This window comes from Ruegeria sp. AB11, assembly GCF_056536325.1.
Genome location: NZ_JBQFJO010000001.1, coordinates 813,047 through 839,150 on the forward strand (window position 1 = coordinate 813,047; position 26,104 = coordinate 839,150).

A 26,104-nucleotide genomic window follows, 5' to 3' on the forward strand; every position below is an offset into this window, starting at 1 on the left:
TCCGGGCTAAACCGGAGACAAGACGGCTGCAAAAACCAAGGCCGAAGGACAGGGAGATACCAACATGAGTTCCGACACACAGGGCAACCGCCCTCTTTCCGAAGAAGAGCTTCAGGAACTGGTTGCCTCATCAGATGCAGGCGCGCGTGATCCGGCGGGAAATGTCGGGCTGTTTCTAGCGATCGTTGCGGTCTTGTGGTCGGTGTTTCAGGTCGTTCTGGCCTCTCCCTTATCGAATTACCTGCTGCCGGGCAGCGTGGTGAATAACTCGCGCCAGATACATCTGGCCTTTGCGATGTTCCTGGCCTTCTCGGCCTATCCGGCGCTTAAATCCAGCCCGCGAAACTATATCCCTGTTCAAGACTGGATTATGGGGATCGTCGGCGCATTCCTGGCGCTTTACGGTTATTTCTTCTACCAAAAGATCGTTGATGCAGGCGGCCTTGCAGACGACACCGACAAATGGTTCGCCCTTGTCGGCCTACTGCTGCTGTTTGAGGCCGCGCGTCGAGCGCTTGGCCCTGCGATGGCTATCATTGCCACGATCTTTCTCGCCTACGTCTTTTTCGGTTCCTCCGAGTGGGTGCCCGAGGTGATCCGCTGGAAAGGGGCCAGCCTGCAAAAGGCGATGAGCCATATGTGGATCACGTCCGAAGGTGTCTTTGGCATCGCGCTGGGCGTTTCAACCAAGTTCGTCTTCCTGTTCGTGCTCTTCGGCGCACTGCTGGATAAGGCGGGCGCGGGCAACTACTTCATCAAGATGGCCTTTGGCGCACTAGGACACCTGCGCGGTGGCCCGGCCAAAGCGGCTGTTGTGGGTTCGGCAGCGACCGGCCTGATCTCGGGGTCATCCATCGCAAACGTTGTGACGACCGGTACGTTCACCATCCCGCTAATGAAACGTGTAGGCTTTTCTAGCGAACAGGCAGGCTCGGTCGAGGTTGCCTCATCCGTGAACGGTCAGATTATGCCGCCCGTGATGGGCGCTGCGGCCTTCCTGATGGTGGAATATGTAGGCATCTCCTACGTTGAGGTGATCACCCATGCATTCCTGCCTGCTGCAATTTCCTACATCGCGCTGGTCTATATCGTGCATCTTGAAGCGGTGAAGCGGAACATGCCGACATTGGGCGACCGCGTTGTTTCGATGGGTCGTACGATTGGCGGCATGGCGCTGTTCTTCGTGGGCTTTGCCGGGCTGTGCTACGGCATTCAGTACCCGATCAAGGCGATCGTTGCGCTCATGCCCGACGCGTCGGGGCTGGTCCTGTCGGCGCTGATTGTGCTGGCCTATCTTGTCCTACTTTGGCTGGCCTCCGGAGTAGAGGACTTGGTGCCTGACGATCCTAATGCCAAAGAGGTCGAACTGCCGGTGATCGCCGAGATCTACAAGGCTGGTCTGCATTACCTGTTGCCGATCATCGTGCTGGTCTATTTCCTGATGATCGAACAGAAATCACCCGGCCTGTCGGCCTTCTGGGCAACCTCTCTTCTGTTCGTGATCCTGCTCACGCAGAAGCCGCTCAAGTCCATCTTCCGCGGCGAAAGCGACACAGCGAACGCCTTCATGGCCGGTGTCATTGACCTGTGGAACGGGCTGATCGACGGCGCGCGCAACATGATCGGTATCGCGCTGGCCACCGCAACTGCGGGAGTGATCGTAGGCACGGTGACGCTGACCGGTGTGGGTCAGGTGATGGCCGATCTGGTCGAGTTCCTGTCGGGCGGTAATCTGATCGCCATGCTGGCGCTGGTCGGTCTGCTGAGCCTGATCCTCGGCATGGGTCTGCCGACCACCGCGAACTACATCGTTGTCAGCTCGCTGATGGCGGGTGTGGTTGTCGAACTGGGTGCGCAGGACGGGCTGATCGTGCCACTGATCGCGGTGCACTTGTTCGTGTTCTACTTCGGCATCATGGCTGATGTGACACCACCCGTGGGTCTGGCGAGCTTTGCCGCCGCCGCTGTTTCTGGCGGGGATGCGATCAAGACAGGCTTCACCGCCTTCTTCTACAGCTTGCGCACCGTGGCGCTGCCATTTGTGTTCATCTTCAACACCGATCTGTTGCTGATCGATGTGGGCTGGGTACAGGGTATTCTGGTGGCCATTTCCGCCACCATCGCGATCCTGATCTTTACCGCCGGTACCATGGGCTGGTTCCTGACTAAGAACCGCATCTATGAAAGCGTGGCGCTGATTCTGATCGCCTTTGCGCTGTTCCGTCCGGATTTCTTCATGAACCGCATCGCACCGCCCTTTGCGCAGATCGAGCCGGCACAGCTGACACAGGCCGTGGGTGAGGCCGCACCCGGCAGCACCATGCGGATTGAGGTCGCGGGGCCGGACTTTGACACCGGCAATATGACCGAAACCACCGTTGTTTTGGACATTCCGGAAGGGGCCGACGGTACAGCACGCGTCGACGCTCTGGGTCTGATGACGCTGGAAGAGGATGGTCTGGTCAAGCTCGACGAGCCGATGTTCGGTACGCCGGTCGCGGATGAGCTGGATATGTTCGACTATTATGCTGACGATGCCGTTCGCATCACCAGCATTCAAGCTCCGCAAAGCCAACCCGCGAAAGAGCTGATCTTTATCCCGGCGCTGATCCTGTTGGGTCTTGTCGCCTTCCTCCAGCGCGGCCGCGCCGCAAAACAGGGAGAACCCGCATGACCAAAGCTATTCTGTGCGCCGTGGATATCAGCAATGGCGATCTTGATGTTGCTGTCCTAGAACGCGCCGCAGCGCTGGCCGAGATGGATGGTGCGCGGCTGGATGTGGTGACGGTGACGCCCGACTATGGAGAGGGGTTCGTCAGCAGTTTCTTCGAACCCCACCACCACGAAAAGGTGATTGAAGAGGCTCATGAAAAGCTGGTCGCCCTCTGCGCCGCAACGCTGGGTGAGGAACGCAATGCACAGGTTCGCCATGTGGTGGCCACAGGCAGCGCCTATCAGGAAATACTGAAAACGGCCGAAAGCGCGGGATCAGACCTGATCGTGATCGGTGCGCATAAGCCTGATTTTAAGGATTATCTGCTTGGTCCAAACGCGGCCCGGGTCGTCCGTCATTCGCATACCTCGGTATATGTTGTGCGATAAATCGAACGGACCGGAGGGGGCTGGGAACTTGAGATTGGTTGCTTTCGACGGGGCAGCCAGTTCGCTCATCGATGGCAAGGCTGCGGGTGAGTTTGTCCTGATTGAAAACGGTTGCCCGACAAGTGAAAAGTTCTGCCCTTTCCTCTTGCTTTAGCCGCGTACCCGTCCGATAGGGCGATATGTTCAAAAGCAGAGCCATAACCTTCATTCTGATCACGCTGATGATCGACGCCATCGGTATCGGCATCGTGTTCCCCATCATGCCCGACCTGATGGATCGCGTTGGTGCTGGGGACACCGGGCAGGGCGCTTTTTGGGGCGGGCTGCTGATGGCGGCCTATGCCGGAGCGCTGTTCCTGTGCGGCCCCATTGTAGGCAGCATTTCGGACGCCATCGGGCGCAGGCCGATCCTTATAGCCGCCTTGGTCATGCTCGCGCTGGATTACGTGATCATGGCATTGGCTGACAGCTTCTGGTTGCTTCTTCTCGGGCGCACGCTCGCAGGTTTGGCCGGGGCAACCTACATCACCGCGACGGCTTACATTGCCGACATATCCTCGCCCACTGAAAAGGCTGCAAATTTCGGTCTGATTGGAGCGGCCTTCGGGATCGGGTTTGTACTTGGGCCAGCCATCGGAGGCATTGCAGCCGAGATCAGTATCACCGCGCCGTTCTGGATCGCTGCGGTTTTATCCGCCGCGAACGCCCTGTTCGGTGTGTTTGTATTGCCCGAAAGCCTGACACCCGAAAAACGCCGCCCTTTTGGCAAGCGCGATCTGAATCCGTTCAAATCGATCTTTGACGCTTTCCGGTTTCCAGGGCTGGCGATACCGCTGCTGTGCATTTTCATCTTTGAATTTGCCAACATGGTCTACCCGACCCTTTGGGCGTTCTGGACGCGTGAAGTTTTCGACTGGCCGACACTCTACATTGGGTTGTCGCTTGCTGCTTACGGCGTGTTGCTGGCGATTGTGCAGGGAGGATTGATGCCCCTTTTCATCAAGTGGATTGGCGATTACCGCACTTTGATGCTGGGGATGATGTCCGCGCTGATTGGAATGATCGGATTTGGTTTCACAGCGACGATCACCGCCCTTGTGGTCTTTCTTTTGCTGGCCGCCTTGTCTGATCTTGTGCCCGCATTGATGACGGCAATGGCCTCGAACCAGGCCGACGAAGACCGTCAGGGTGTGGTGCAGGGGGTTATCGCGTCGCTATCATCTGTTGCTGCTGTCCTGTCGCCCCTGGTGATGACCGGTCTGTTTCAGGCTTCAGTCGATGCTGAAGGCGTCTACCTTCCGGGCGCACCCTTCTTTTTCTCGGCCGTTTTGGTGTTGGCGATGATGCCTTTGGTGGTTCGTTTGCGCGGGCACGCTTCAGTCTGAAAAAAAACGCACCCGCAGCGACCCGCGAGTGCGTTGGCTTTCGACGACTTGAATGCGCTTACTGGATTTCACCCATACAGAGATACTTCATCTCTAGGAAATCTTCGGTTCCGTATTTCGAACCCTCGCGGCCCAGACCGGACTGCTTGACACCGCCAAACGGTGCAACTTCGGTCGAGATCAGGCCGGTATTAACGCCTACCATGCCCGATTCAAGCGCCTCGGCAACGCGCCAGACCCGCGCCAGATCGCGGCTGTAGAAATACGATGCCAGGCCGAACTCACTGTCATTGGCCATGGCAATGACGTCGTCTTCCTCTTCGAACTTGAACAGAGGGGCAACGGGGCCGAATGTTTCATCCTTCGCGACCACCATGTCGCGGGTTACGCCGGTCAGAACGGTGGGTTCAAAGAACGTCCCGCCCAGATCCGAGCGTTTGCCCCCCATCGTGACCGTCGCGCCTTTGGATACCGCGTCCGAGATGTGCTCTTCGACCTTGGCGACCGCTGCGTCGTTGATCAGCGGGCCTGTGGTGATGCCGTCGCCAAAGCCATTGCCCACATTCAGATCTTTGGTTTTCTCGGCCAGCTTGGCAGCGAATTCGTCGTAGACACCTGCCTGCACATAAATCCGGTTGGCGCAGACGCAGGTCTGACCGTTGTTGCGGAACTTGGCGATCATCGCGCCGTCCACAGCCGCATCTACATCGGCGTCGTCGAACACGATGAATGGCGCGTTGCCGCCCAGTTCTAGCGACATCTTCTTGATGGTGCCTGCCGCCTGACGCATCAGGATCTGACCTACACGGGTCGAGCCGGTAAAGGTGATCTTGGCAACCTTGTCGTTGGTGCACAGCTCATTGCCCACACCCGAGCTATCGGTACCGGGGATCACGTTCAGCACGCCCGCCGGGATACCCGCACGTTCGCCCAGTACTGCCATCGCCAGCGCTGAAAGCGGTGTAAGCGTTGCAGGACGTGCCACAAACGTACAACCCACGGCCAGCGCCGGGCCGACCTTGCGCGCGATCATCGCGTTGGGGAAGTTCCACGGTGTGATCGATCCCACCACGCCCACGGGCTGCTTTAGCACAACGATGCGCTTGTCACGCTGGTGGCCGGGGATCACGTCGCCGTAGATACGCTTTGCCTCTTCCGCGAACCACTCGATGAAGGACGCGCCATACAGAATTTCTCCGCGCGCTTCAGCCCAGGGTTTTCCCATCTCAGCGGTCAGGATGGTCGCCAGATCATCAGCGTTTTCGACCATCAGATCGAACCACTTGCGCAGGATCGCGCCGCGTTCCTTACCGGTTTGCGCGGCCCATTCCTTTTTCGCAGTATAAGCAACATCAATGGTCTGCCTGGTGCCTTCGATGTCGATATCCGTCACATTGGCGATCAGATCGCCGGTGGCAGGGTTGTGAACCGGAAAGGTCGCCTCACCCTCAACCCATGCGCCGTTGATATAGGCGCGGGTTTCCAGAAGGCTGGGATCCTTCAGCTCCAGTTTCGTCACTTTGGTGTCCAGCATGATCAGGCTCCTTTAGTAGCGTCGACCGAGGCTTCGAGGATTTACATGGCCTTGGCGAAGATTTTGTCCTGTACCGTTAGTGGTGCGAGGAATCGGATTACGTTCCCATATACGCCACATGTCAGCAGGATCAATCCACGCCTCATGGCTTTCGTATACACAATCTCACCATTTCTGTGTTTGGGTCCTGTCTCCGGGCAGAGATCAAGGTCGCCACTATTGTGAGTATCCGCGTATCTGTTCAATGGCTCGGGCAGCGAAACTCCCCGACAAGGATTTGTCAACGCTTGCTTCCAATGCGGGCAACGCAGATGAGGCACTTTCTCCAATTTCTCCCAAAGCAATGGCTGCTTCTTTTCTGACAAAAACCGACGGGCTGTCGAGCAGCTTGATCAACTCAGGAACTGCTGGTGCTGCTTTGGCACCAAACAGCGCCAATCTTTGAGCTGCTTCACGCTGTTCCTTGGCATCCCCGCGTGACAAATCGGCTTTGAGGCTTGCTATCGTTGTACTCGGTGCAAGCGCGGCCAATCGAAGGCCTTTTTTCAAGCGATTGTTCAAATACTGCTGCGCGCCAATCCAGCGCACGATAAAGAAGTACTCGCGAACAACTTCGTTCAGAACCCGCTCATGCTTTCCCTTCTGCCATTGATCGATCATTGCCCGCGCAGAGCTCCGATCGCCATTTAAGGCCAAAACCGAGGCCGCAAATGGCATCAATTCAATTGCCTGAGGGTTCCGATCCAGTTCATGCAATATGGCCGCCTCTGCGCCGTTCAGATCATCCATTGCAAAAAGCGCTGCACCTTCAAACAACGCGTAGTGGCTAGGATACGCAGGGTCGAGACGCATTGCAGCCTGTACAAAGGCCAGTCCTTCCTCAGGTTCACCGCCCGCAATCAGGGCCCATCCCATTGTCAAATGCGCCTCTGGATCGCTGGGCTGCAGGGCAATGGCTTTTGCAGCCTCTTGCCTGGCTTCATCCGTTCCCCGACTTACGCCCTGGGCACTGTCCCAATCCGGAAGGTTGAGACTGACTATCGCCCGGACGACGTGGATCAATGAGGTGTCCTGCTCCGTCAGTTCGCGGAAGTACTTATAGAACAGACCAATATGCATCTGTTCGTCAGCGCCTGCGAAGCCGGTCCAATGGTGGAAAATGTGCGGTCGTAAATGTGCCAGAGCAAGAGTCGCCCAGGCACGCCCATAATCAGGGTCCAATTCGACTGCGCGTTCGAAATGCGGAATTGCAGCCAGATTGTCGCGTTCATTGAAACGCGAATAAAGCTCCCAACCGCGCTGGAATGCTTCGCGTGCTTCGATGGTTTCCGTTTCTACGTTTTCGATTGCGATTCGACTTTGAGAATCGAGAGGAACATCAAGCTCTTGCGCAATCGCCAGCACAATGTTGTTTTGCAGGTCAAAAATCTCGTCAATTTCACCATCGAAACGTTCGGCCCAAATCAATCTACCGTTTACCGTGTCGGTCAGGCGGATATTGACCCGAAAACCTTCGTCGGTGCGTCTAAGACTTCCATCGACGACGTAACGAACACCCAGTTTTTCGGCAAAGCCTGGAACATCAATGTCGCTGTCCTGAAAAGCGAAAGAGGTATTTCCCGCGATGACAAATAAACCGGAAATGCGGGATAAATCCGTAATCAGGTCCTCAGAAACGCCGTCGATCAGCATCTTGTTGGACGGGTCGCTGGTAAAATTTGTCAACGGAAGCACGGCAATTGATGGCAAGTCTGGTAGCGGGTAGGCCAATTGCGCTTCTGAAGCGCGCAGTTGCCCCTTTTTCCAGGTCATTGCCCCGAAATACCCCATGAATATCAGCACAGCCATAACCGCAGCCAACTTAAGAAACCGTGGCGCATTCGTCGCATTCGGCTTTGAAAGAAATGGTGCCGCATCAGTTTCTATTAAGAAAGCCTCAACCGGTTCTGCGATGTTCTTGACTGATTGCGGACCAATTGACGCAAAACTGAAAGGAACCTTGTTGCGGGCATATTCAACGATCGACTGCGACGCGATAATTCCACCCGGTTCCGCCAATGCCTCAAGCCGCGCGGCCACGTTGACGCCGTCGCCCAATATGTCATTCGCGTTCGAGACCACATCACCGACATTCAATCCGATCCGAAAAACGATGGCGCGGTCAGGTTCGATATCTGAGTTTCTTTTTGAAAGTTCCGATTGTATCTCGACCGCCGCACGCACCGCATCGACAGCGCTATGGAATTCGATCAGAAAGCTGTCACCCGCCGTGTTCGCAATGCGCCCCGAATGCCCTGAGACCAATGGCTCGATGACTTCGGCACGGATCAAACGCAGCTTGTCTATGGTGCCTTCTTCATCCAAACCGATCAGTCTTGAATAGCCTGCGATATCGGCGGCTAAAATAGCTGCTAATCGACGATTTGGTCGGCTTTCCATAATTTCTCAGCCTATCATTTGGGCATTTTTCTGGGAAATGGTTTTCACGGCAGAGCATTTTGCGCTGACATTTGAATGCTGCGCGCCAGCTATTTGGATTGAGATGAAGGTCTCAGGCCGTTGAATTTGGGCAATAGATGCCGTCCAAGAAGTGATAAACTGAACGTCAACTCTGCCCGCCAATCGATCGATGGTCGTTGCGGGTTTTTATCAGCAACGGGCGTCGGCAGTCCTGCGGGCTGACGCCCCATTTGTCCTCAAAAAAGAAAAAACCCGCTGACGGCGCAGCGGGGTTTAATCGACTTTCGAAATTGTGCAGCCTCAGCCCTTTTTCAGAACCTCACGGCCCAGCAATTCTGCAATCTGAACTGCGTTCAACGCTGCGCCTTTGCGCAGATTGTCGGACACGCACCACAGGTTAAGACCGTTCTCGATGGTCGAGTCCTGGCGGATACGGCTGATGAAGGTGGCGAAGTCACCCGCGCATTCGATGGGCGAGACGTAGCCGCCCGCTTCACGCTTGTCGATCACCATGATGCCCGGCGCTTCGCGTAGGATGTCGCGGGCTTCGTCTTCGTCCAGGAATTCCTCAAACTCGATATTTACGGCCTCAGAGTGGCCAACAAAGACCGGAACGCGGACGCAGGTTGCGGTGACCTTGATCGACGGGTCGACGATCTTTTTGGTCTCGACAACCATCTTCCACTCTTCCTTGGTCGAGCCGTCTTCCATGAAGGCGTCGATCTGCGGAATTACGTTGAAGGCGATTTGCTTCTGGAATTTCTTCGGTTCAACCTCGGTGGTCGGGTTGTAGATGGCCTTGGTCTGATCCCAAAGCTCATCCATGCCTTCCTTACCGGCGCCCGAAACCGACTGATAGGTCGAGACAACCACGCGCTTGATCTTGGCACGGTCATGCAGCGGCTTCAGCGCGACCACCATCTGCGCAGTCGAGCAGTTGGGGTTGGCGATAATGTTCTTGTTCTTATAGTCGTGGATCGCTTCGGGGTTACATTCCGGCACGATCAGCGGGATCTCCGGGTCATAGCGATAGAGCGACGAGTTATCGATCACCACGCAGCCAGCCGCCGCCGCCTTGGGGGCGTAGACTTTGGTGGCCTCGGAACCCACGGCAAACAGTGCCATGTCCCAACCGGTGAAATCGAACGTGTCCAGATCTTTGGTAGTGAGTGTCTTGTCGCCAAATGTCACCTCAGTCCCCAGCGAACGACGGCTTGCCAGGGCAGCAAGTTCATCGACGGGGAACTGGCGTTCTGCCAGAATGTTCAGCATTTCGCGGCCCACGTTACCCGTGGCGCCGACGACTACGACGCGATAGCCCATTTCATGTCTCCAAAGTTAAGGACGCGCGTTCATAGCCGCGTTGCGGCAAAGAAAAAAGAGGCGTTTCGGCTTATTTCACCCCGTCACACCGATTTGACACAGTTCAGTACCGTTCAAGGTTGTTTCAGCAAGGATCGACAAACCTCGACAATTGCCTGCGCTTCGCCTTCGATTCGAAATTCTGTTCGACATGGGTGCACGCGGCGTGTCCCGCGGTGGTTAATGCGGCGCGGTCATGCAGCATATCTTCCGGCGCATCGGGCAGCGCCTCAGCAATATCTCTTTCGACCAGTCGCCCGGTTTCGTCATCTTTGATCTGCGCGCTGAACGCACCGACCCCATGGCAGGCGATGGCGGGAACGCCCGAGGCCATCGCCTCAAGCGAGGTCAGGTCGAATCCTTCGTGCCGCGCGGGGCCACGAACAGATCGAGCGCGCGATAGGTCTCGACAATCTCATCCCAGGCGTGTTCGCCCAGAAAATGAACGCGGTCTCCAAGCCCGGCGTCCTGCAATTTTTGTTTCTGTTAGGCTTCGAACGCTTTGGTGGTGCGGATGCCGATCATCTTTTCACCTATCGGCAGCAGCCGGATAACCGTAGTCGTCACACCTGACGGGGAAAGTTTCAATTTGAGCGCAACCACTTCGATGTCCCGCACGGGTGGGCTCCGGTTTTAGTCCACGTTGTCCCGACTGAATAGATAGATCACGCAGCCAATGGCAAGGGTGGCGGCGAAAAAGCCGAAGATCGCGGTATAGGGCGCCGAGGGGCTGATCGTGGCGCTGGCCGCATGGATGCGCCCGGTGGCAAATTGTGCTAACCCGACACCGCCGATGCCGAAGAGGTTCAGCAGGGTAACACCACGCCCGACCAGATGCGCTGGAATGAAGGCGCGACCATGCGCCATGATGACCGGAAAACTGGCGCCCAGAAAGCCGATGACCGCAAGCAGCAAGACCGAGAGCCAGACGCCCCCGTCGATCCAAAGGCACAGCAGTCCTAAAGTGGCTGCGCCCAGGGCGTTGCCACCGAAGATCACCCATTTGCGGGTCTTAAGGATGCGGTCCAAAGGCCCATAGGCAAAGGTGCCCGCAATCATCGCGGCACCCATGATCAGCGTTGCCTGCCCGATCTGAGTAGTGCTGAGGTCAAATACATCGCGCAGATAAGGCCCTGCCCAGAGACCGCGCAACGCCGCAGAGGGCGCATATGCCACCAGCATAAGTGGCAGGATGGTCCAGAGGGCGGGCTCTTTCAGCAGGTCCAGAACCGATCCTTTGTGTTCGGTTTCGACCTTATTGGGATCATGCACCGTCAGCCAGATCCCTGCAGCCACCCCGCCTGAAATGATCGCCAAACCACCCAAAGTCGCTCGCCACCCCATAAGCTCAACCGCCAAAGCCGTTGGGTAAGAGGCCACCAGATTGCCGACTGACCCAACGCCCAGCATTACTGCGGCGAGGGTGGCGAACTTGGCAGGTGGAAACTCTCTGGCAAAGATATAATAAGACGCCATCAGGACAGGTGAACAGCCAACCCCGATCAGCGCCATGGCCAGCGCAACATGAAACGGAGTGGTTGCGATGGCGAACAGGCCAGCCCCGCCTGCGCCGCCAATCAGCAACAGCATCGCAGAGCTGCGCCTTGGGCCGACACGATCCAGAGCCCAGCCCACCGGGATTTGCATTGCGGCAAAAACCAAAAACCAAAGCCCCGACGCAAATGCCAGGTCTTCGGGCGTGGCCCCGATGTCTCTGCCCAGATCGGTAGTCAGCACGGCCAGGAAGGCGCGAAAAAACTGGCTGAGGACGTAAGCCAGACATAAAACTATCAAGCCTGTCTGCATCTGTCGCCTCTATTGCCCGTATGCCCTACCGAGATGCTTTGCACGTTGTGCAGGTCTGCACAAGCGCTCGGGGTGGTGCGAAAGGGGCAGACATCCTTCACATTTGGGCTATCTTGAAAGCAGTTTTGGGAATTTCAGAGAGTGTTATGCCCCCTTCCGACTCTTTATTTTATGACTCAGTCCCTATTTCAGACAGCTTCCTGCGACTGAGCGATCCGGTGCAGTTTACACCTTTGCCTGATACGTGGGTTTTGGGAGTCGCGGATATCGTGGACTCGACCGGAGAGATCGCGCGTGGCCGTTACAAAACCGTCAACATGGTTGGTGCTGCGATTATTTCAGGCATGATCAACGCGCTGGGAGGTCGTGTATTTCCTTATGTCTTTGGCGGCGATGGGGCCGGCTTTGCAGTGCCGGGCGAAGATGCCAAGATCGCGCGCGAAACGTTGGCAGCTTTGCAGAGTTGGGCCGAAACAGAATTTGCCATCACTCTACGCGCAGGGCTGGTTTCGGTGGCTGACATCCGAGCAGCTGGGCGCGATCTGCGTGTTGCCCGCTATGCGCCCTCTACTGGTGTTGACTATGCGATGTTTACAGGCGGTGGATTGGCCTGGGCCGAGGCGCAGATGAAATCCAGGAACCTCACCATTCCACCGGCTGGACCTGACGCGCAGCCCGACTTGACGGGCCTGTCTTGCCGCTGGTCCAACAGTCAGGCCCGCCACGGTCAGATAGTATCTCTGGTCATTCAGCCAACATTAGAGTCTAGCGAGGCCGATTTCGCGGCTTTGAGCCAATCCGTTTTATCGATCGCCGAAGGGTTGGATCGGGCCGGTCATCCGGTTCCCCAAAAGGGACCGCCGATGAGCTTTCCTCCGCCAGGTATTGATATCGATGCCCATGTCTCACGCGCTGGGCGCAATCTGCTGGTTCAGAAGTTACGGCTGATGATCGAAAATATGCTGATCGGTCTTCTGTTCAAAACCGGTATGAGATTGGGCCAGTTCGAACCCAATCACTATAAAGAAATGGTCAGCCGCAACGCGGATTTTCGCAAATTTGATGACGGATTGAAAATGACATTGGATTGTGACCCATCCACGTTGGAGCAGATCACCCGGATGCTGGAAGACGCCCAGGCGCGCGGCAAGATCCGATACGGCCTGCATGCTCAGAAAGAGGCCATGATGACCTGCTTTGTGCCCTCTGCGATGAGCGATGACCATGTGCACTTTGTTGATGGTGCCTCAGGCGGCTACGCGCAGGCCGCAGCTGTGATGCGGGCCTAAAGACTGCGTGCGATTTCTGTAATCACGTCATATGCCATCAATACATCGCTCTCAGTGGTTTCGAACTGCCCGGCCTGAAAGCGGATGACCAAATCACCGTCCACACGGGTCTGGGTCAGATAAATCCGCCCGTCATCATTAATCGCGTTCACCAGTCGCAAGTTCAGGTCGTCCAGGTCGGTGGCGCCCTGCGGCTCATATCGGAAGGTCCACAGCGACCACATTGGCGGTGTGACGATCCGAAAGTCCGGCTCAGCTGCCAGTTGATCATGCAGCGCGACCGACCAGTTGACATGATTGCGCAGCCGTTCACGCAGCCCCACTAGCCCGTAGGTTCGGATGACAAACCACAGCTTCAATGCCCTGAACCGACGGCCCAGTGGCACCGACCATTCCGAGTAGTTGATGATTCCGTCTTTCCCATGGGTTTTTAGGTACTCTGGGCTGATCGCTAACGTGCGGACCAAATCATCGGGGTTCTTCAAGAAATGTGCGCAGCAATCGAACTGGACACCTAGCCATTTATGCGGATTGAAGACGATGCTGTCAGCCTGTTCGATGCCCGGCCAGTAATTGCGATATTCGGGACAGATCATTGCAGAGCCGGCCCAGGCCGCGTCGACATGCGAATAGAGCCCGTATTTACGTGCGATCTCAAGGCAGCGATCCACCGGATCAGTCGCCCCGGTTCCTGTTCCACCAACGCAAAGGATCACACCAGCCGGCTGTAAATCAGAGTCTAAATCAGACTGAATCGCTGCTTCAAGCGCGTTTGGATCCATCCCACGCCAATCACCTTGAACAGGAATGCGCACAAGATTGTCTTGTCCGATCCCCGAAACCCAAATGGCGCGGTCGATTGAGGTATGTACTTCGGACGAGCAATAAACACGCAGTGGCTTTTGGCCAAAAAGACCCTGGCTGTTTCCCTGCCAGTTCATTGCCTTTTCGCGCATGGTCAACACAGCCGCTAGCGTCGCCGAAGAGGCGGAATCCTGTATGACCCCGGCAAATCCTTCAGGCAGGTCCAGCGCCTCGCGCAGCCAATCCATCATCCGCGTTTCCATTTCGGTCGCGGCGGGAGAGGTCTGCCACAGCATACATTGCGGCGCGATGGCACTGGCCAGGAATTCAGCCAGCACCGACGGCGCAGACGCGTTCGAGTTGAAATAGGCGAAGAATCGGGGGTGCTGCCAATGGGTGATACCGGGCATCACGATCTGTTCAAAATCGCGAAAAATACTCTCGATTGCTTCACCATGCTCGGGCGGATGGGCGGGTAGGGCGTTCAGAATATCGCCAGGCTCAGTTCTTGCACGAACGGGCTTGTCGCCAACGGTCAGGTGATAATCTTGTGTCCAATCAGCGATTTTTTTGCCCCATACGGAAAATTCGTCCCAATTCATTGCGGTCTCCTTGCGGCTAATCTGATCTGCCTGCTGAATAATCACTTCGACTCACCATTAATGAACAAGTTAATTAAAATCCAGCCCTGCAAGTTTGCGTGAACTTAGCAATCTATTGCGAAACAAAGGGAGTCGCGTCAAAATTAACCATGACGAATAGTTTGCCGTTGACGTCTCGATCACTGCCGATTGCCTTGTTGCGTGCGCGCGAAAGGGTGATGGGGCCGATACGTGGTGTTTTAGCTGACGCAGGGGTAACTGAGCAACAATGGCGCGTTCTGCGCGTCTTGCAAGAAGAAGGTCCGCAAGAACCCACGCAGATCTCAGAACGCGCTTGTTTGTTGCTTCCCAGCCTGACTCGGATTCTGAAAAAGCTGGAAGATAAAAAGTTGATCAAACGGCAGGCCGTCGAAAAAGATCGTCGTCGCCAGATCGTCGAAATCACCAAAGAAGGAATGCAGATCATTCACGCCAACTTGCCGGAAATGTTGCGGTTGGCGGCACAAACGCGCGAATTAATGGGGGCTCAGCAACACGAAACACTGCTGAATCTTTTGAGCGAACTACACGAATTGAAAAGCTAATTACTCAAGCTGGATAGACTCTAAACAATGGTTGTTTGTTTGTTTTTGGGGCAGCAACTCCTGCACCGGTTCCTGAGCTTGTACAATATCGATTGCCCGCGTCGTTCTAGCGTCGTAGCTTGAAGGTCACTTGGAACAAACGGTCTGACAAAGATGGATGGGCCCAAGCCGCAAAAACCGGCACAGCCTAAAGAATTCGCCACGCAGGATTTGAGCGAGCGCGTTGGAGCGCGTGTGCGGAAGGCCAGGCAAATGCGCGGCATTCCGCGCCGGGTTTTATCGGAAAGCTCGGGTGTTTCGCCCCGGTATCTGGCACAACTCGAAGCTGGTGAGGGCAATATCTCGATCGGAGTACTGCATCGGATTGCGCAGGCTCTGGATTACAAAGCCGAATGGCTGATCGGCGAAGAAGATCCCTGGGATTCGGATGATTTGCAGATGCTCGAACTGTTCCGGCAGGCCAGCGATGACGTCAAAGACAACGTCATGAGGGCACTGTGTCCCGATCCTGCTGAGAATGCTCGGGCACAGCGGGTTTGTCTTATCGGTTTACGTGGCGCGGGGAAATCAACGTTGGGTGCTCTACTAGGCGCTGCGCTTAAGCTGCCCTTTGTGGAACTGACGGCTCAGATCGAAGAAATGTCGGGGATGCCATTGGCTGAAGTCATGGCCTTCTACGGGCAAGAGGGATATCGCAACCTCGAAGCGCAAGCGTTGGACCGGGTCATTGCCGCCGATGATCGAATGGTTCTTGCCGTCGCTGGTGGGATCGTTTCAGAGCCTTCGACCTATACGACATTGCTGAGCCGGTTTCACACCGTCTGGCTTCGGGCCACACCCACCGAGCATATGGAAAGGGTGCGCGCGCAAGGCGACGAACGTCCCATGGCAGGAAATCCAAAAGCAATGGAGCAGCTCAAGTGCATACTCGCCAGTCGCGAGGCATTGTACGGGCGTGCGAACGCTCAGCTGGATACATCCGGGCGGACCGAGAATGAGTCGATCAGAGATCTGATGGAGCTTGTCGAAGAACATGGGTTCTTGAGGTAATACAGGCTCTATTTAGGGTCTTTCAGCCAGTTTCTAGCGAATTCTATGGTGTCTAGATCAGCGAATCGTCGAACCCGGTCAAGTTCTGCCTCCAGCCGTCGGGTTCTTGCATCGGACCAGCGGACGGATTGCTCGGGCCACATTGCCCGAACATGCAGATTGCCGTGATTACGGTGTGCCTTCATGTCGATACGGCCGATCATGCGGTTCCCCTCCATCAAGGGGAAGACGTAGTATCCGTAAATGCGCTTGGGCTCGGGAACGAACACTTCGATGCGATAATGAAACCCAAATAGGCGTTCCGCGCGTTTACGATCGCGCAGCATGGGATCAAAAGGACTAAGAACCCTGATCCGACCGGGTGCTTCTGGCAGCGCTGCCACCTGTTCGCATATTTCGGGCCGTGCAAAGACTTTGCGGTCATTTCCATCCGCACACTCTACGAATATTTCTGTGATTTTCCCCTTTGTCAGAGCCTGATCACACCACGCCTTTGCCTCGCTGGCGCTGACGGTATCCCAAAATGCCGCCAGCTCTCCTGACGTGGCAAAGCCCAGCCGGTCGAGTGCCGCGTTACAAAGCCAATCCACGGTTGCATCTACGTCGCACGCGATGCTGCCGGGGCAAAGTTGGGTGTCGATAACCCGCTCCGTCAGATCATAGCGTTTCTGAAACCCCTCACGACCGATTACAGTCAGCGCCCCGGATCGCCAAAGGTATTCCAGCGCTGTTTTTGACGGATGCCAATCCCACCAACCACCAGACCCCTTTTTTTCATCCTTGCCCACATCGGATGATCCGACGGGACCATGATCGCGAATGTGCTGAAGAACAGTTTCGAATCTCTGTTCAAAGCCATCACGTCGCCAATTCTTCCATCGGGCTTTCAGCATGTCGGCATCGCGAAGGAACCGCAGGTGCCAATGGCGATAGAAATCCATCGGAATAACGGCAGCGTCATGGGTCCAGTGTTCGAACAGCGCCCGATCACGCTCGTAAAGTCGCTTGAGGTTGCGCGGGCGATAGCTTGGTCGCCGCGCATACAGGATCATATCATGGGCGCGTGCGACCGTGTTGATGCTGTCGAGCTGCACAAACCCCAGGCGGTGGATCAATCGCAACAGATCCTCACCTTTAGAACCGCCTGCCGGCTGCTCCAGCAACGCGTGGCGATCCATGAACATTGTCCGCGCTTGGCGGTTGTTCAGGCGTTGCAGGGTCATGGGATCCTAGCGTCGTTTTAGCGTGTCACCAAAGCTGATCTTAGGGGTCAAGGTGACACGGGTATCAACCTCTGACTCTGGATCGGCCAGCTTTGCCGCGATGATTTCTGCAGCGGTACGCCCGATCTCGGTTCGGCAGGCATCCATCGTCGCCAGCTTACGCGGTAATCCTTGTAACAGCTCGACGTTGTTGAACCCGGCGAGGCCAATCTGACCCGGCACTTCTATCCCCTGATCCAGTAGATACAGTAGCCCGCCTGCACCGATCATGTCGTTGGAATAATACAGAAAATCCAACTCAGGCGAACGTTCCAACATGGCTTGCGTCATCTCTCGGCCTTTGGCCAGCGCTGAACCGCCCGAGTAAAACTCGCGATCTTCGATCTCGATCCCGTGCTTGCCGAGCACTTCGGTAAAGCCTTCAAACCGTTTGCGGGCACGGTGATCCAACGGCATCTTGGTACCCATGAAACCGATATGCTCATATCCAGCCTTCAGGATCGCCTGTGCCATCTCGCGCCCAGCGCGGCGGTGTGAGATTCCTACCATGGCATCGACGGGCTTGCCATCAGTATCCATGATCTCGACCACCGGAATGCCTGCCGAATCCAGCATGGCGCGGGCGGCTTCAGTATGTTCCAGTCCGGCAATGATCACGCCCGAAGGCCGCCACGAGAGCATCTCGTACAGCACCTTTTCTTCCTTTTCAGGTAGATAGTCCGTGACACCGACCACCGGCTGAAGTTCAGTATCTTCCAGTACCTGATTGATGCCTGTCAGAACCTCGGGGAAAACCATGTTCGACAGCGATGGAATGATCACTGCCACAAGGTTCACGCGGCTTGATGCCAAGGCACCGGCGATCTTGTTGGGCACATATCCCAATTCCTTCGCAGCTGCCAGAACGCGGGTACGGGTGGCGTCCGATACATCTCCGCGATTGCGTAGCACCCGGCTGACTGTCATCTCCGACACTCCGGACGCTTCCGAAACATCACGAAGGGTAAGCGGGCGTTTTGTTTCTATTGTCACCGGGGATACCTGCATTGTTTGTTTCCGCGATGGTAGCGTGAACAGGGTGATCTGTTCAACTGTTGTGCAAAGCCGATGACAATCCGAATAAACCCGGTTACAGAAAGCGAAACGCGGCCCCGTGGCTCAACTGGATAGAGCAGCCCCCTCCTAAGGGGCAGGTTGCAGGTTCGAATCCTGCCGGGGTCGCCAGACTATTCATACAAATACTGCGCTTTCTATCAGTTAGATGCTTCCTGTACCCCGAATTGTGACACACATCGAAGAACCGGTTTAGCTTCCGCGACGACCTATGAGTACTTAAGTCACCGCAAACCGACCGACCTGAACGGTTTTCAGGCCAAGTGAACAGAGCAGAAGGTTTAAGTTGGCGACGCCACTGGTTTTAGATCAAAGCACTTTTGCAACACACTCTATTGAGCTGCACGGCGCTCTTGTTCTGGCCAAAACTCATCGACCACGACATATGCGATGATCACGAAAATGGCCGCGCTGGCGACCTGCAATACTCTTGTGATGCTCTTGACGTCAGCCTCATCGGAAAACGGAGCGATCGAACCACCGTAAACGATCAGAACCGTTGTTAATGCCGAACCTGCAGCAGCGGCGAGCGGGACCTGCGATTTGCCAAGCGCTCCGAGTGTCAGGCAAATGAAAAAACCCAACAATATTGGGGTAAGAATAACCGGAGCTATTACGTTTATTTCATAGCAGATGATTGAAACCGCCGCCCCGAGGAGATTAGCCGTTAGCATGGCTTTGGCCACCGTTTTGCCCATCGACGGCATGGCTGCAAGTTGTTGGCTAAGAAGCGCGACAAAGAATATGACCAACAGGGCTGAAGCGCCGGACACAAAAAACGCCATCGCGAACGGAACCGTGACAAGCGACATTCTGGCGATCCGGCGATGCGGGTCAAAGTCAGGCGAAGTATTGGTCTTTTTCTGAGCCGCTGTGGGGGGGGCAGCGGGTATCAACACAAACATCAGCGTTGATATGAAACCTGCAAACAGCAGGTTCAACGGTATCCAAAATACAAGCACCAAAGCCAGATCCTGTGACTGCAGAACAAGGTTTGGGATCATCAATGCACCCATGAGGGCTATGACACCAGGCAGGACGCCTGCGCCAGAAACGGACCACATGAATGACAGGATGATACCAATGGCAACTAGAATCAGAAACACCAAGGGATATGGGGCGAAGACTGACGACAGCAGGAATGAAATGAACATTAGCCCGATCGAGAAGACAAAGAGCTTTGCAAATGCTGCTAAGGGCAAAGCAGCGGGTGCCTGAAGAAACAGCGCGGTGAAGACCGCTCCTACCACCGCAAGTGGCCACCCCAGAAATAAGCCCAAGGAGAATACCCCGGTGACGCCGAGTGCCAGGCGTACGACCGAATTTCGATCCTCAGTACGCATAGGACAGGATTGATACCAAACGGATATAGGTCCGACCTACCACGTTCAGCAGAGAGTTTTCGCTCAGATACATGATAACGTCGGCCTGCCCATTAAGCTGGAAGCGCAAGTCGTCTTCGGCATTCGCGGCTTCGTAGCCAGGCAATACGATCCGGACTGGAAAGCGTTCAGGCTCACGAAGAAATCCTTTGGTGCTGGGCGGGCTGGCCAACTGGCCGGGCTCATCCCCACCGCTCAGGGAGACTGCTGCGCTGAAGCTCTCGATCACGCCTGGAACAATCTGGCCGGGATGCATGTCCAGTACCACATCGACAGGTGATCCTACCGAAGCCCGACCAAGGTTGTTTTCGGTAAAATACGCTTCGATCCAAACGTCTGTTGCATCCAGAAACGTCAATAGGTCCTGACCAGATCGCGCATATGTTCCGGGTGCGATCAACAAATTGGATATGACGCCTGTCGCTGGAGCGCGTAGTTCTGTCCACTCGAGATTAAGCTCTGCATCCGCCAAGGCAGCCAATGCGCGCTGGATTTTCGGGTTGTCAATTCCGTCGTCGCCCAATCGCTGTTTGGCTTTTTCCAGATCCGCTTTGGCGTTTTCAAAATTTGCCTCGGATTCTGCCAGTTGCCCACGCGCGTCATCGGCCTTTGAAATCGCAATCAACCCTTTCTTTTCAAGCGCAAAAACACGCTCGGTCTGAATGCGCATCGTGTCGAGGTCGCTTTGTGCCCTTGCCAGCTTGGCTTGTGCAGCGCTCACCTCTGCCGAGGATGCACCCACTTCCTGCGTGGCTGATTCAAGATCAGCCTCGGCCTTGTCGCGATCAATTTCGTAAGGCCTTGGGTCAATTCGAACCAGAACATCACCGGCTGATACGACCTGACCGTTTTCGACAAGAACTTCGGTGACAGTACCGGTGACCTGTGGAACGATCTGTGTCGCAATTGCTTTTACTCGGGCATTCCCGGTAAATGGCGTTTTTCGGTCAGCAACGAGATACCAGACCAGAAAAACAATTATGACAGCCAGAGTTGTCCAAATTGTCTTTCTCATTTTGCGTCTCCGTTTGCCGCGCTTTCGGCGTCGGGGCTGGCATCGATCCAGACTTTGAACAATTCATAGAAAACAGCAAAAAGAACAGGCCCCATGAATATGCCGATCAAGCCATAGGCCATCATGCCACCAAGAACACCGATGAGGATCACCAGCATGGGAGTTTCAAGGCCTTTTGAGATGAACACAGGTCTCAGGAAGCTGTCCATAATGGTTACTGGTATGGCCAAAATGGTAAAGATCAGGGCGGCCCCTCCGGACATGGAACTCCAGGCGTAGATGATCACCGGTAAGAGAACCAAGCCGGGCCCGATTTGGATAATCGAGAGTATCAGGCAAACGAACGCCAAGGTGGCGGCCGAAGATATCCCGAACAGCACCAGCAATATCCAAACGACGACTGCCTGAATGGCCGCGACGCCAATCACGCCTTTGGTTACATTGCGGATCGTTGCACCCGCCAGTGTAATGAATTCGCCGCCGCGCGGCGCAAACACACGATTGGCAAAGCGCTGAAGGCCCTGAACCAGACTTGGTCCTGGGCTGAACAAGGCTCCCATAATCAGTACAGACAGCGCCAGTCCAAGAAGCCCGATCCCGATCCCCAGTACTTTTCCAAATAGAGACTTTGTAATCTCAAGGATTTGCGCACCATATTTGGCGAGCGCTCCATCCAGATTCCGCTCAAACAATCCCCAGACCTCGGCAATTTTGCCTCCGACCAACGGTAGTTCTTTAAGGCCTTCGGGTGCCGGTGGGATCTTTAATTCGCCTTTGTCCGCTTGTTGCGCAAATTCAGACCCAAGTTCTGCAGCGCCAGAAACAGCTGTTGCGACGGGTCCCAAGGTCAAAACCAGGCCCGCCAGAACGAGAATTGTCGCGGCAATCTTCTTCCGCCCGCCCAACTTGGATTGCAGCCAATCAAAAACCGGATAGAGCGCGACGCAGAGTATCGTTGCCCAGATAACCACACTTGCGAGTGGGGCAATCATAACCAAAGCGCTGTAGAGGAATAATCCGAGAAAAAGCAATCGTATTGCCAGATCGACAATTCTGGCGTCTTGGGTCTTTTCCATTCTATCCCTCCACTATTGGTTGTCCCAACATTACACTCAAAAAAGCTGATATGTATATTTATTAACTGCCAAAGATCTCACAGTGGCCTGAAGACACAGATGGATCCGGATTAAGGCTTTAGCTGTTCTGGCAATAAAGCGATTGCGCATGACTTTTTGTGGGTCGAACCTTACGAGGTTTATTTTTCTGATTTCTCATCGTTCTGGGACAAAATGGTATCCGCCACAGTGGTTGCCGTGGTCACAAATATCCCCAGGCCGACGATGATGTAGATCATCGTAAAGATCTTCCCCGCTGCGGTTTCCGGAGAAAAGTCACCAAATCCCACAGTCGAAATCGTCACGACAGAAAAATAGATGGAATCGAGCCAGCTCCAGCCTTCGACATAATGATAAAACACCGATGCCCAAAGGATCATACCGGCCGTAAAGGCCAAAAGTCCCTTTACTCTGCCGTCCTTGAAGGCGACACCGATCCCTCGCGATATTCTGGTTAGTGCATTCATTGCGATCTCACTTTCGAATAATTGCATTTGTATCAGAATTGAGGATTTTCGGAAGAAACAAAGCCGATGAACATGCCGCTAATTTCACGGAATGTTCCATAACTGCCAAAAAACAAACAGGGTTTTAAGGTTGTCACCGCTCTGGCGATGATGCTCGTTTGGAATAAACACCTTACCGATCTTAGGGATGGGAAACACTTCCATTCCGAAGAGCTTTGCCCGCATGCCACTGCACAGAGCTTGTTTGCGAGCGAACGGGCTTGTCATCAATCAAGGTGCAAACCGCGTGCCGTCCAATAGACAAAATCTGTGCCTTCAACAGATTGTCGATCCAATCCGGAAAGCTCATCTGAGAATTGGTTAAGTTCTTGGGCTCGGCAAACCCCTCTCAAAGGACCGGAAGTATAGCCAAATCTTTTGAGGTAGCCCGGTAAATCAGAGTGCCTCATATACACGAACCGTCGGTCGGGTGACGCGTATACTGAGGCGGCACCCAAGGGCAACCGGTGTCTGTTTTTGAAACCGCATACAACAAGTGTTTCATCTGGCTGATGGGTTGACTGCAACGGCGAAAGCAGATCCTGCAGGTCTATTCCGAACTGTTCTGCGGTGTTGGGATGACTATAATCAACCGTACGTTTGATCGGACCCTGCTCGGAAAAACACAACACAGCAAGCAGTAAGGCCCGCACCCAAAGCCGTTTTGAGATCAGCAAGATGCCCCCAGCTGCGCCCACCATCAACATCGGCAATATCAACAAAGTATAGCGATCATAGACCTTTCCCGATGCCATCCACATTGCCAGGAAAAAGAACACTGCGATCCCGGCAGGGGCAAGCAGCCGTGGTCGGCCGAGTGCGAAGGGCAGGGCGCAAAGGCCTAAGAAACCCGCAAACCTTAAGACTGGTGCATTACCCAGGATGATTTCTGACAGCTTCTTTAGACTTCGATCTGACACGGTGGGCGCAAACCGGTGTAGCATTTCATCCCGCACACTGCCCTGAAACTCGGCACCAAAACCAAGGCGCAGGTACTGGAACAACGGCCATAGAAATGCCAGCAGTAAACAGGCCGCCATGGTCCACTGGAAGGTTTTGTTTCTTAGAATCTCGCTTACGGGTTGATCCTGCCAGCGCCGGGTTAGAGCAAGTGTCAGGAGCGCCAGAGCCAAAAATGCGAGTGGGGTCGGACTTTTCTGCAATCCAGCCAGAAACACAGTGACCCCGAACCATGGCCACAACTTTGGACGCTCGAACGCGGCAAGCATCGTGACCACCCCCAAGGTGGAAAAAAGCATTGCCCCGCTATCCAGCATGGCCGATGTCGCATGTCCCCAGAAGTTTTTTGAACTGGACACAAGCAACACCGCAGGCAACATCAGCCAAGGTTGATCGGGAACCATAATTCGGGCGAGCAAAGCCGTTGCGATCAGCGACCCAAGCGCAAACAGCATCGAAGGCAGATGCAGGGCCAGCATGTGCGACATTCCCTGCTCGATCAATGCCGCTGTCATCCAATATTGAAGGGGTGGTTTTTTTAGGCTGGGCTCATTCTGAGAATATACGGTAAGCCAGTCATTGTTGCGGATGAAACCCAGGCTGCGGTCATAAGTAAAAAATTCATCAATCTTTGACAGGCCATCTTGCCCCAACCCGGACATGTACCAGCACCACAACAATGCGATGGTGATGCCTGTTATTGCATAGGGTAGCCATTTGTGGGTCTGCAAATGTTCGATGCCCGAATTTTGGACCACTCTGGTTATCCTCTGACTTGTTGTAATATGATGTGTTTTGGACTAGGCGAGTACTTGAATTTCGGGGCCTGATCAATCACAAACCCCGGTGACTGTATCCAAGAAGCTTTGATTGCGATGTCGACCGAACCTAAGGAAAATGCTGATAATCGACCCACAGTTTCGATTGTGATTCCCATGCATAACGAGCAAGGGGCCGCTGCTGGATTGATTCAGGGGATCTGCGACGCCGCTTCTGATCTTCCTGCGTTCGAGATCATCGCGGTTGATGATGGTTCGACCGATGGTACCTTTGCGGCGCTGCAGGAGATGCAGAAAGAATGCACGCAGTTGCGCATCCTACGGCATAAAACGGCAGGCGGGCAAAGTGCCGCTGTCCATTCTGGCGTCAAGGCCGCGCGCGCCGATATCTGTTGCACTCTGGATGGCGATGGACAGAACCCGCCGGAAGAACTGCCCAAGATCTGGGCGCCGCTGGTTTCTGACGATGATGCGCAGGTCGGTATTGTGGCGGGGCAACGGGTCGGTCGGAAAGATACCGCATCAAAAAAGCTCGCCTCGCGATTTGCGAATGCCTTGAGGGGCTGGATGCTGAAAGACGGTACCCGCGATACGGGTTGCGGATTCAAGGCGTTCAGAACGCAGGCGTTCCTTGATCTACCGTTTTTCAACCATATGCATCGATACCTGCCAGCGCTGTTCAAAGCCTACGGATGGAATGTTGCACTGGTTGATGTGGCGCATCAGCAGCGCATGACCGGTGAGTCAAAATACACCAATTTCGGGCGGGCCATGGTTGGCATTTGGGATTTGTTCGGCGTTGTCTGGCTGACCCGCCGCGCCAAATCTGTTTCAGCAACCGAGGCAAACCGGTCGTGAAAGAAACCATTCTGGAAATCCTGCACGTCGACAGCCCGACCGAGGCCCTTTGGGTATTCATTGGTCTGGCTGGTCAATTGATGTTCAGCGCTCGTTTCATCGTTCAGTGGATTACATCAGAACGCGCGAAGAAATCGGTCATACCGATGGCCTTCTGGTACCTTTCGATTGGCGGCGGGCTGATACTTCTCAGCTATGCGATCTATCGCCGTGATCCAGTGTTTATTCTGGGCCAGTCGATGGGTTTGTCGATCTACCTACGCAACATCTTCCTGATCCGGGCCGAGAAGCGCTGATTAGGTCTTCGCTCGCACTATTCAAACATTCTTCGGACTTGACTGGTTGCCCCGTTCAGCGGGTCGCAGCCGACGTCAGGCTTGTGTGAATAACCCTTTCTTGTTTCTGGGATATTTGTGCTAGTATCGCACGCATAGATTTTTTCATTTTGTTTCAGGAGTCGTTTCCTTTGCCCGATACCTCACACCGGCAGTTCAAGCTGCGCCCTCTGGAAAAGGCTGATCTTGAGATCGTGGCCCGCTGGTTTCAGGATGTTCAAGACCTAGCTCTGTTCGACAGAACCACGCGAATTCCGCAAAATCTGACGCAAACCGAACACTCTTGGGAAGGCGCTGTTGGCATTTCTAGCAGAGAGGAAAAATGTTGGTTTGTGATTGAAAATGATGATCGAGATGCGGTCGGCGTGGTTGGTCTCGAATCGATTTCACCCTTCAATCGGGATGCGGTTGTTCCGGTTTTTGTAGAAAAGTCATTGCGGCGCCGGGGCGTGGCGGTGCGAGCTGTTGCATTGATGTTAGATTTTGCCTTTCAGCAATTAGGACTTAACCGGATAACTTCTTATTATCGGGCCGACAATCACGGCAGCCGCGATCTGATCAGTCGATTGGGTTGCCAGATCGAAGGCACGATGCGGCAGGCTTGGTTCGCGGACGGGCAGTTTCACGACATGGTGGTCGTCGGTATGTTGCAACAGGACTGGGCTGAGCGTCGGAACGTGTTGGCACAGGAACTGGGCCGGGAAACGGTGGTCAGTTTTGGGTCAACAGGCATGTCCTGGCCGCCTGAATGCGGTTCTGTTACTTGAAATGATGCGAATTTTGCTTGGTATATTTTTAAAACGCTCTTGTCGGATTCGACGAGACCACGCAGTTGAGTGC

Annotated in this window: 24 protein-coding genes and 1 tRNA gene; 10 read left to right on the forward strand and 15 right to left on the reverse strand. The window is 54.9% G+C overall.

Annotation, left to right across the window (positions count from 1 at the left end; genetic code table 11):
* Positions 1-64: 64 nt before the first annotated feature.
* The 3 genes from ACR3EJ_RS04190 to ACR3EJ_RS04200 all read left to right on the forward strand — a co-directional run bounded on the left by ACR3EJ_RS04190 (position 65) and on the right by ACR3EJ_RS04200 (position 4,487).
* The gene (locus ACR3EJ_RS04190; protein ID WP_170542428.1) at positions 65-2,674 is read left to right on the forward strand and encodes a TRAP transporter permease; all 2,610 of its coding nucleotides are present in this window, start codon (positions 65-67) and stop codon (positions 2,672-2,674) included.
* Positions 2,671-3,102 carry a universal stress protein gene (locus ACR3EJ_RS04195; RefSeq protein WP_010443038.1) on the forward strand — a complete coding sequence of 144 codons (432 nt, stop codon included), beginning with the start codon at positions 2,671-2,673 and terminating at the stop codon, positions 3,100-3,102. Before ACR3EJ_RS04190 ends, ACR3EJ_RS04195 begins: the two co-directional genes overlap by 4 nt.
* A gap of 179 nt (positions 3,103-3,281) precedes the next feature.
* Positions 3,282-4,487: an MFS transporter gene (locus ACR3EJ_RS04200; protein ID WP_170542426.1), complete on the forward strand. Its 1,206-nt coding sequence runs from the start codon at positions 3,282-3,284 to the stop codon at positions 4,485-4,487.
* A 58-nt stretch (positions 4,488-4,545) separates the two neighbouring features.
* Here the strand turns inward: ACR3EJ_RS04200 and ACR3EJ_RS04205 are convergent, their stop codons facing one another.
* From ACR3EJ_RS04205 to ACR3EJ_RS04235, 7 genes are all read right to left on the reverse strand, one after another.
* Entirely contained in the window at positions 4,546-6,021 is a 1,476-nt protein-coding gene (locus ACR3EJ_RS04205) for an NAD-dependent succinate-semialdehyde dehydrogenase (protein WP_170542424.1), read from the reverse strand.
* Positions 6,022-6,237: 216 nt separating this feature from the next.
* Positions 6,238-8,460: a HEAT repeat domain-containing protein gene (locus tag ACR3EJ_RS04210; protein WP_170542422.1), complete on the reverse strand. Its 2,223-nt coding sequence runs from the start codon at positions 8,458-8,460 to the stop codon at positions 6,238-6,240.
* 321 nt (positions 8,461-8,781) lie between these two features.
* Complete coding sequence (locus tag ACR3EJ_RS04215; RefSeq protein WP_170542420.1) at positions 8,782-9,804, reverse strand: aspartate-semialdehyde dehydrogenase; 1,023 nt, start codon at positions 9,802-9,804, stop codon at positions 8,782-8,784.
* A gap of 124 nt (positions 9,805-9,928) precedes the next feature.
* Positions 9,929-10,195 carry a glycosyltransferase gene (locus ACR3EJ_RS04220; protein ID WP_480423314.1) on the reverse strand — a complete coding sequence of 89 codons (267 nt, stop codon included), beginning with the start codon at positions 10,193-10,195 and terminating at the stop codon, positions 9,929-9,931.
* Positions 10,192-10,317: a hypothetical protein gene (locus ACR3EJ_RS04225; protein ID WP_260023547.1), complete on the reverse strand. Its 126-nt coding sequence runs from the start codon at positions 10,315-10,317 to the stop codon at positions 10,192-10,194. Before ACR3EJ_RS04225 ends, ACR3EJ_RS04220 begins: the two co-directional genes overlap by 4 nt.
* A gap of 12 nt (positions 10,318-10,329) precedes the next feature.
* The gene (locus ACR3EJ_RS04230) at positions 10,330-10,461 is read right to left on the reverse strand and encodes a hypothetical protein (protein ID WP_260023546.1); all 132 of its coding nucleotides are present in this window, start codon (positions 10,459-10,461) and stop codon (positions 10,330-10,332) included.
* A 15-nt stretch (positions 10,462-10,476) separates the two neighbouring features.
* Positions 10,477-11,649, reverse strand: coding sequence for an MFS transporter (locus ACR3EJ_RS04235; protein ID WP_170542418.1), 1,173 nt, complete (start codon positions 11,647-11,649; stop codon positions 10,477-10,479).
* A gap of 146 nt (positions 11,650-11,795) precedes the next feature.
* Here ACR3EJ_RS04235 and ACR3EJ_RS04240 point away from each other — a divergent pair, with 146 nt between their 5' ends.
* Positions 11,796-12,938 carry a DUF3095 domain-containing protein gene (locus ACR3EJ_RS04240; protein WP_170542416.1) on the forward strand — a complete coding sequence of 381 codons (1,143 nt, stop codon included), beginning with the start codon at positions 11,796-11,798 and terminating at the stop codon, positions 12,936-12,938.
* Here the strand turns inward: ACR3EJ_RS04240 and ACR3EJ_RS04245 are convergent.
* Entirely contained in the window at positions 12,935-14,344 is a 1,410-nt protein-coding gene (locus ACR3EJ_RS04245) for a pyridoxal phosphate-dependent decarboxylase family protein (protein WP_170542414.1), read from the reverse strand. The genes ACR3EJ_RS04240 and ACR3EJ_RS04245 overlap by 4 nt on opposite strands.
* 149 nt (positions 14,345-14,493) lie before the next feature.
* Between ACR3EJ_RS04245 and hpaR the strand changes: the two genes are divergently transcribed.
* Both hpaR and ACR3EJ_RS04255 read left to right on the forward strand, forming a co-directional pair.
* Positions 14,494-14,928 (forward strand): homoprotocatechuate degradation operon regulator HpaR, encoded by a 435-nt coding sequence (hpaR, locus tag ACR3EJ_RS04250; protein ID WP_170542681.1) that lies wholly within the window; start codon positions 14,494-14,496, stop codon positions 14,926-14,928.
* Positions 14,929-15,081: 153 nt separating this feature from the next.
* Entirely contained in the window at positions 15,082-15,978 is an 897-nt protein-coding gene (locus ACR3EJ_RS04255) for a helix-turn-helix transcriptional regulator (protein ID WP_170542412.1), read from the forward strand.
* An 8-nt stretch (positions 15,979-15,986) separates the two neighbouring features.
* On the opposite strand, the gene ACR3EJ_RS04260 is transcribed toward ACR3EJ_RS04255, so the two are convergent.
* Positions 15,987-17,201, reverse strand: coding sequence for a winged helix-turn-helix domain-containing protein (locus ACR3EJ_RS04260; protein ID WP_170542410.1), 1,215 nt, complete (start codon positions 17,199-17,201; stop codon positions 15,987-15,989).
* A 6-nt stretch (positions 17,202-17,207) separates the two neighbouring features.
* The gene (locus ACR3EJ_RS04265) at positions 17,208-18,233 is read right to left on the reverse strand and encodes a LacI family DNA-binding transcriptional regulator (RefSeq protein ID WP_170472081.1); all 1,026 of its coding nucleotides are present in this window, start codon (positions 18,231-18,233) and stop codon (positions 17,208-17,210) included.
* 115 nt (positions 18,234-18,348) lie between these two features.
* Between ACR3EJ_RS04265 and ACR3EJ_RS04270 the strand changes: the two genes are divergently transcribed.
* Positions 18,349-18,425, forward strand: a tRNA-Arg gene (locus ACR3EJ_RS04270).
* Between the two features lie 221 nt (positions 18,426-18,646).
* Here the strand turns inward: ACR3EJ_RS04270 and ACR3EJ_RS04275 are convergent.
* The 5 genes from ACR3EJ_RS04275 to ACR3EJ_RS04295 all read right to left on the reverse strand — a co-directional run bounded on the left by ACR3EJ_RS04275 (position 18,647) and on the right by ACR3EJ_RS04295 (position 24,050).
* Positions 18,647-19,657 carry a DUF2955 domain-containing protein gene (locus ACR3EJ_RS04275; protein WP_170703433.1) on the reverse strand — a complete coding sequence of 337 codons (1,011 nt, stop codon included), beginning with the start codon at positions 19,655-19,657 and terminating at the stop codon, positions 18,647-18,649.
* Entirely contained in the window at positions 19,647-20,711 is a 1,065-nt protein-coding gene (locus ACR3EJ_RS04280; protein ID WP_170542406.1) for an HlyD family secretion protein, read from the reverse strand. The genes ACR3EJ_RS04275 and ACR3EJ_RS04280 overlap by 11 nt, the downstream gene beginning before the upstream one ends.
* Entirely contained in the window at positions 20,708-21,787 is a 1,080-nt protein-coding gene (locus ACR3EJ_RS04285; RefSeq protein WP_170542404.1) for an AI-2E family transporter, read from the reverse strand. Before ACR3EJ_RS04285 ends, ACR3EJ_RS04280 begins: the two co-directional genes overlap by 4 nt.
* Positions 21,788-21,966: 179 nt before the next feature.
* Positions 21,967-22,293: a potassium channel family protein gene (locus tag ACR3EJ_RS04290; protein ID WP_170471240.1), complete on the reverse strand. Its 327-nt coding sequence runs from the start codon at positions 22,291-22,293 to the stop codon at positions 21,967-21,969.
* A 266-nt stretch (positions 22,294-22,559) separates the two neighbouring features.
* On the reverse strand, positions 22,560-24,050 hold the full coding sequence (locus tag ACR3EJ_RS04295; protein ID WP_170542402.1) for a glycosyltransferase family protein: 1,491 nt from the start codon (positions 24,048-24,050) through the stop codon (positions 22,560-22,562).
* A gap of 117 nt (positions 24,051-24,167) precedes the next feature.
* Between ACR3EJ_RS04295 and ACR3EJ_RS04300 the strand changes: the two genes are divergently transcribed.
* The 3 genes from ACR3EJ_RS04300 to ACR3EJ_RS04310 all read left to right on the forward strand — a co-directional run bounded on the left by ACR3EJ_RS04300 (position 24,168) and on the right by ACR3EJ_RS04310 (position 26,031).
* Complete coding sequence (locus ACR3EJ_RS04300) at positions 24,168-24,929, forward strand: glycosyltransferase family 2 protein (protein ID WP_170542400.1); 762 nt, start codon at positions 24,168-24,170, stop codon at positions 24,927-24,929.
* Positions 24,926-25,225, forward strand: coding sequence for a lipid-A-disaccharide synthase N-terminal domain-containing protein (locus ACR3EJ_RS04305; protein WP_010443061.1), 300 nt, complete (start codon positions 24,926-24,928; stop codon positions 25,223-25,225). Before ACR3EJ_RS04300 ends, ACR3EJ_RS04305 begins: the two co-directional genes overlap by 4 nt.
* 170 nt (positions 25,226-25,395) lie before the next feature.
* Positions 25,396-26,031 carry a GNAT family N-acetyltransferase gene (locus ACR3EJ_RS04310; protein ID WP_170542398.1) on the forward strand — a complete coding sequence of 212 codons (636 nt, stop codon included), beginning with the start codon at positions 25,396-25,398 and terminating at the stop codon, positions 26,029-26,031.
* Positions 26,032-26,104: the final 73 nt, after the last annotated feature.

Excerpts from the sequence above, each read along its gene's own strand:
- ACR3EJ_RS04190 (WP_170542428.1), top strand. The coding sequence starts at position 65 with ATGAGTTCCGACACACAGGGCAACCGCCCTCTTTCCGAAGAAGAGCTT.
- ACR3EJ_RS04195 (WP_010443038.1), top strand. The coding sequence starts at position 2,671 with ATGACCAAAGCTATTCTGTGCGCCGTGGATATCAGCAATGGCGATCTT.
- ACR3EJ_RS04200 (WP_170542426.1), top strand. The coding sequence starts at position 3,282 with ATGTTCAAAAGCAGAGCCATAACCTTCATTCTGATCACGCTGATGATC.
- ACR3EJ_RS04205 (WP_170542424.1), bottom strand. The coding sequence starts at position 6,021 with ATGCTGGACACCAAAGTGACGAAACTGGAGCTGAAGGATCCCAGCCTT.
- ACR3EJ_RS04210 (WP_170542422.1), bottom strand. The coding sequence starts at position 8,460 with ATGGAAAGCCGACCAAATCGTCGATTAGCAGCTATTTTAGCCGCCGAT.
- ACR3EJ_RS04215 (WP_170542420.1), bottom strand. The coding sequence starts at position 9,804 with ATGGGCTATCGCGTCGTAGTCGTCGGCGCCACGGGTAACGTGGGCCGC.
- ACR3EJ_RS04235 (WP_170542418.1), bottom strand. The coding sequence starts at position 11,649 with ATGCAGACAGGCTTGATAGTTTTATGTCTGGCTTACGTCCTCAGCCAG.
- ACR3EJ_RS04240 (WP_170542416.1), top strand. The coding sequence starts at position 11,796 with ATGCCCCCTTCCGACTCTTTATTTTATGACTCAGTCCCTATTTCAGAC.
- ACR3EJ_RS04245 (WP_170542414.1), bottom strand. The coding sequence starts at position 14,344 with ATGAATTGGGACGAATTTTCCGTATGGGGCAAAAAAATCGCTGATTGG.
- hpaR (WP_170542681.1), top strand. The coding sequence starts at position 14,494 with ATGACGAATAGTTTGCCGTTGACGTCTCGATCACTGCCGATTGCCTTG.
- ACR3EJ_RS04255 (WP_170542412.1), top strand. The coding sequence starts at position 15,082 with ATGGATGGGCCCAAGCCGCAAAAACCGGCACAGCCTAAAGAATTCGCC.
- ACR3EJ_RS04260 (WP_170542410.1), bottom strand. The coding sequence starts at position 17,201 with ATGACCCTGCAACGCCTGAACAACCGCCAAGCGCGGACAATGTTCATG.
- ACR3EJ_RS04275 (WP_170703433.1), bottom strand. The coding sequence starts at position 19,657 with ATGCGTACTGAGGATCGAAATTCGGTCGTACGCCTGGCACTCGGCGTC.
- ACR3EJ_RS04280 (WP_170542406.1), bottom strand. The coding sequence starts at position 20,711 with ATGAGAAAGACAATTTGGACAACTCTGGCTGTCATAATTGTTTTTCTG.
- ACR3EJ_RS04285 (WP_170542404.1), bottom strand. The coding sequence starts at position 21,787 with ATGGAAAAGACCCAAGACGCCAGAATTGTCGATCTGGCAATACGATTG.
- ACR3EJ_RS04290 (WP_170471240.1), bottom strand. The coding sequence starts at position 22,293 with ATGAATGCACTAACCAGAATATCGCGAGGGATCGGTGTCGCCTTCAAG.
- ACR3EJ_RS04300 (WP_170542400.1), top strand. The coding sequence starts at position 24,168 with ATGTCGACCGAACCTAAGGAAAATGCTGATAATCGACCCACAGTTTCG.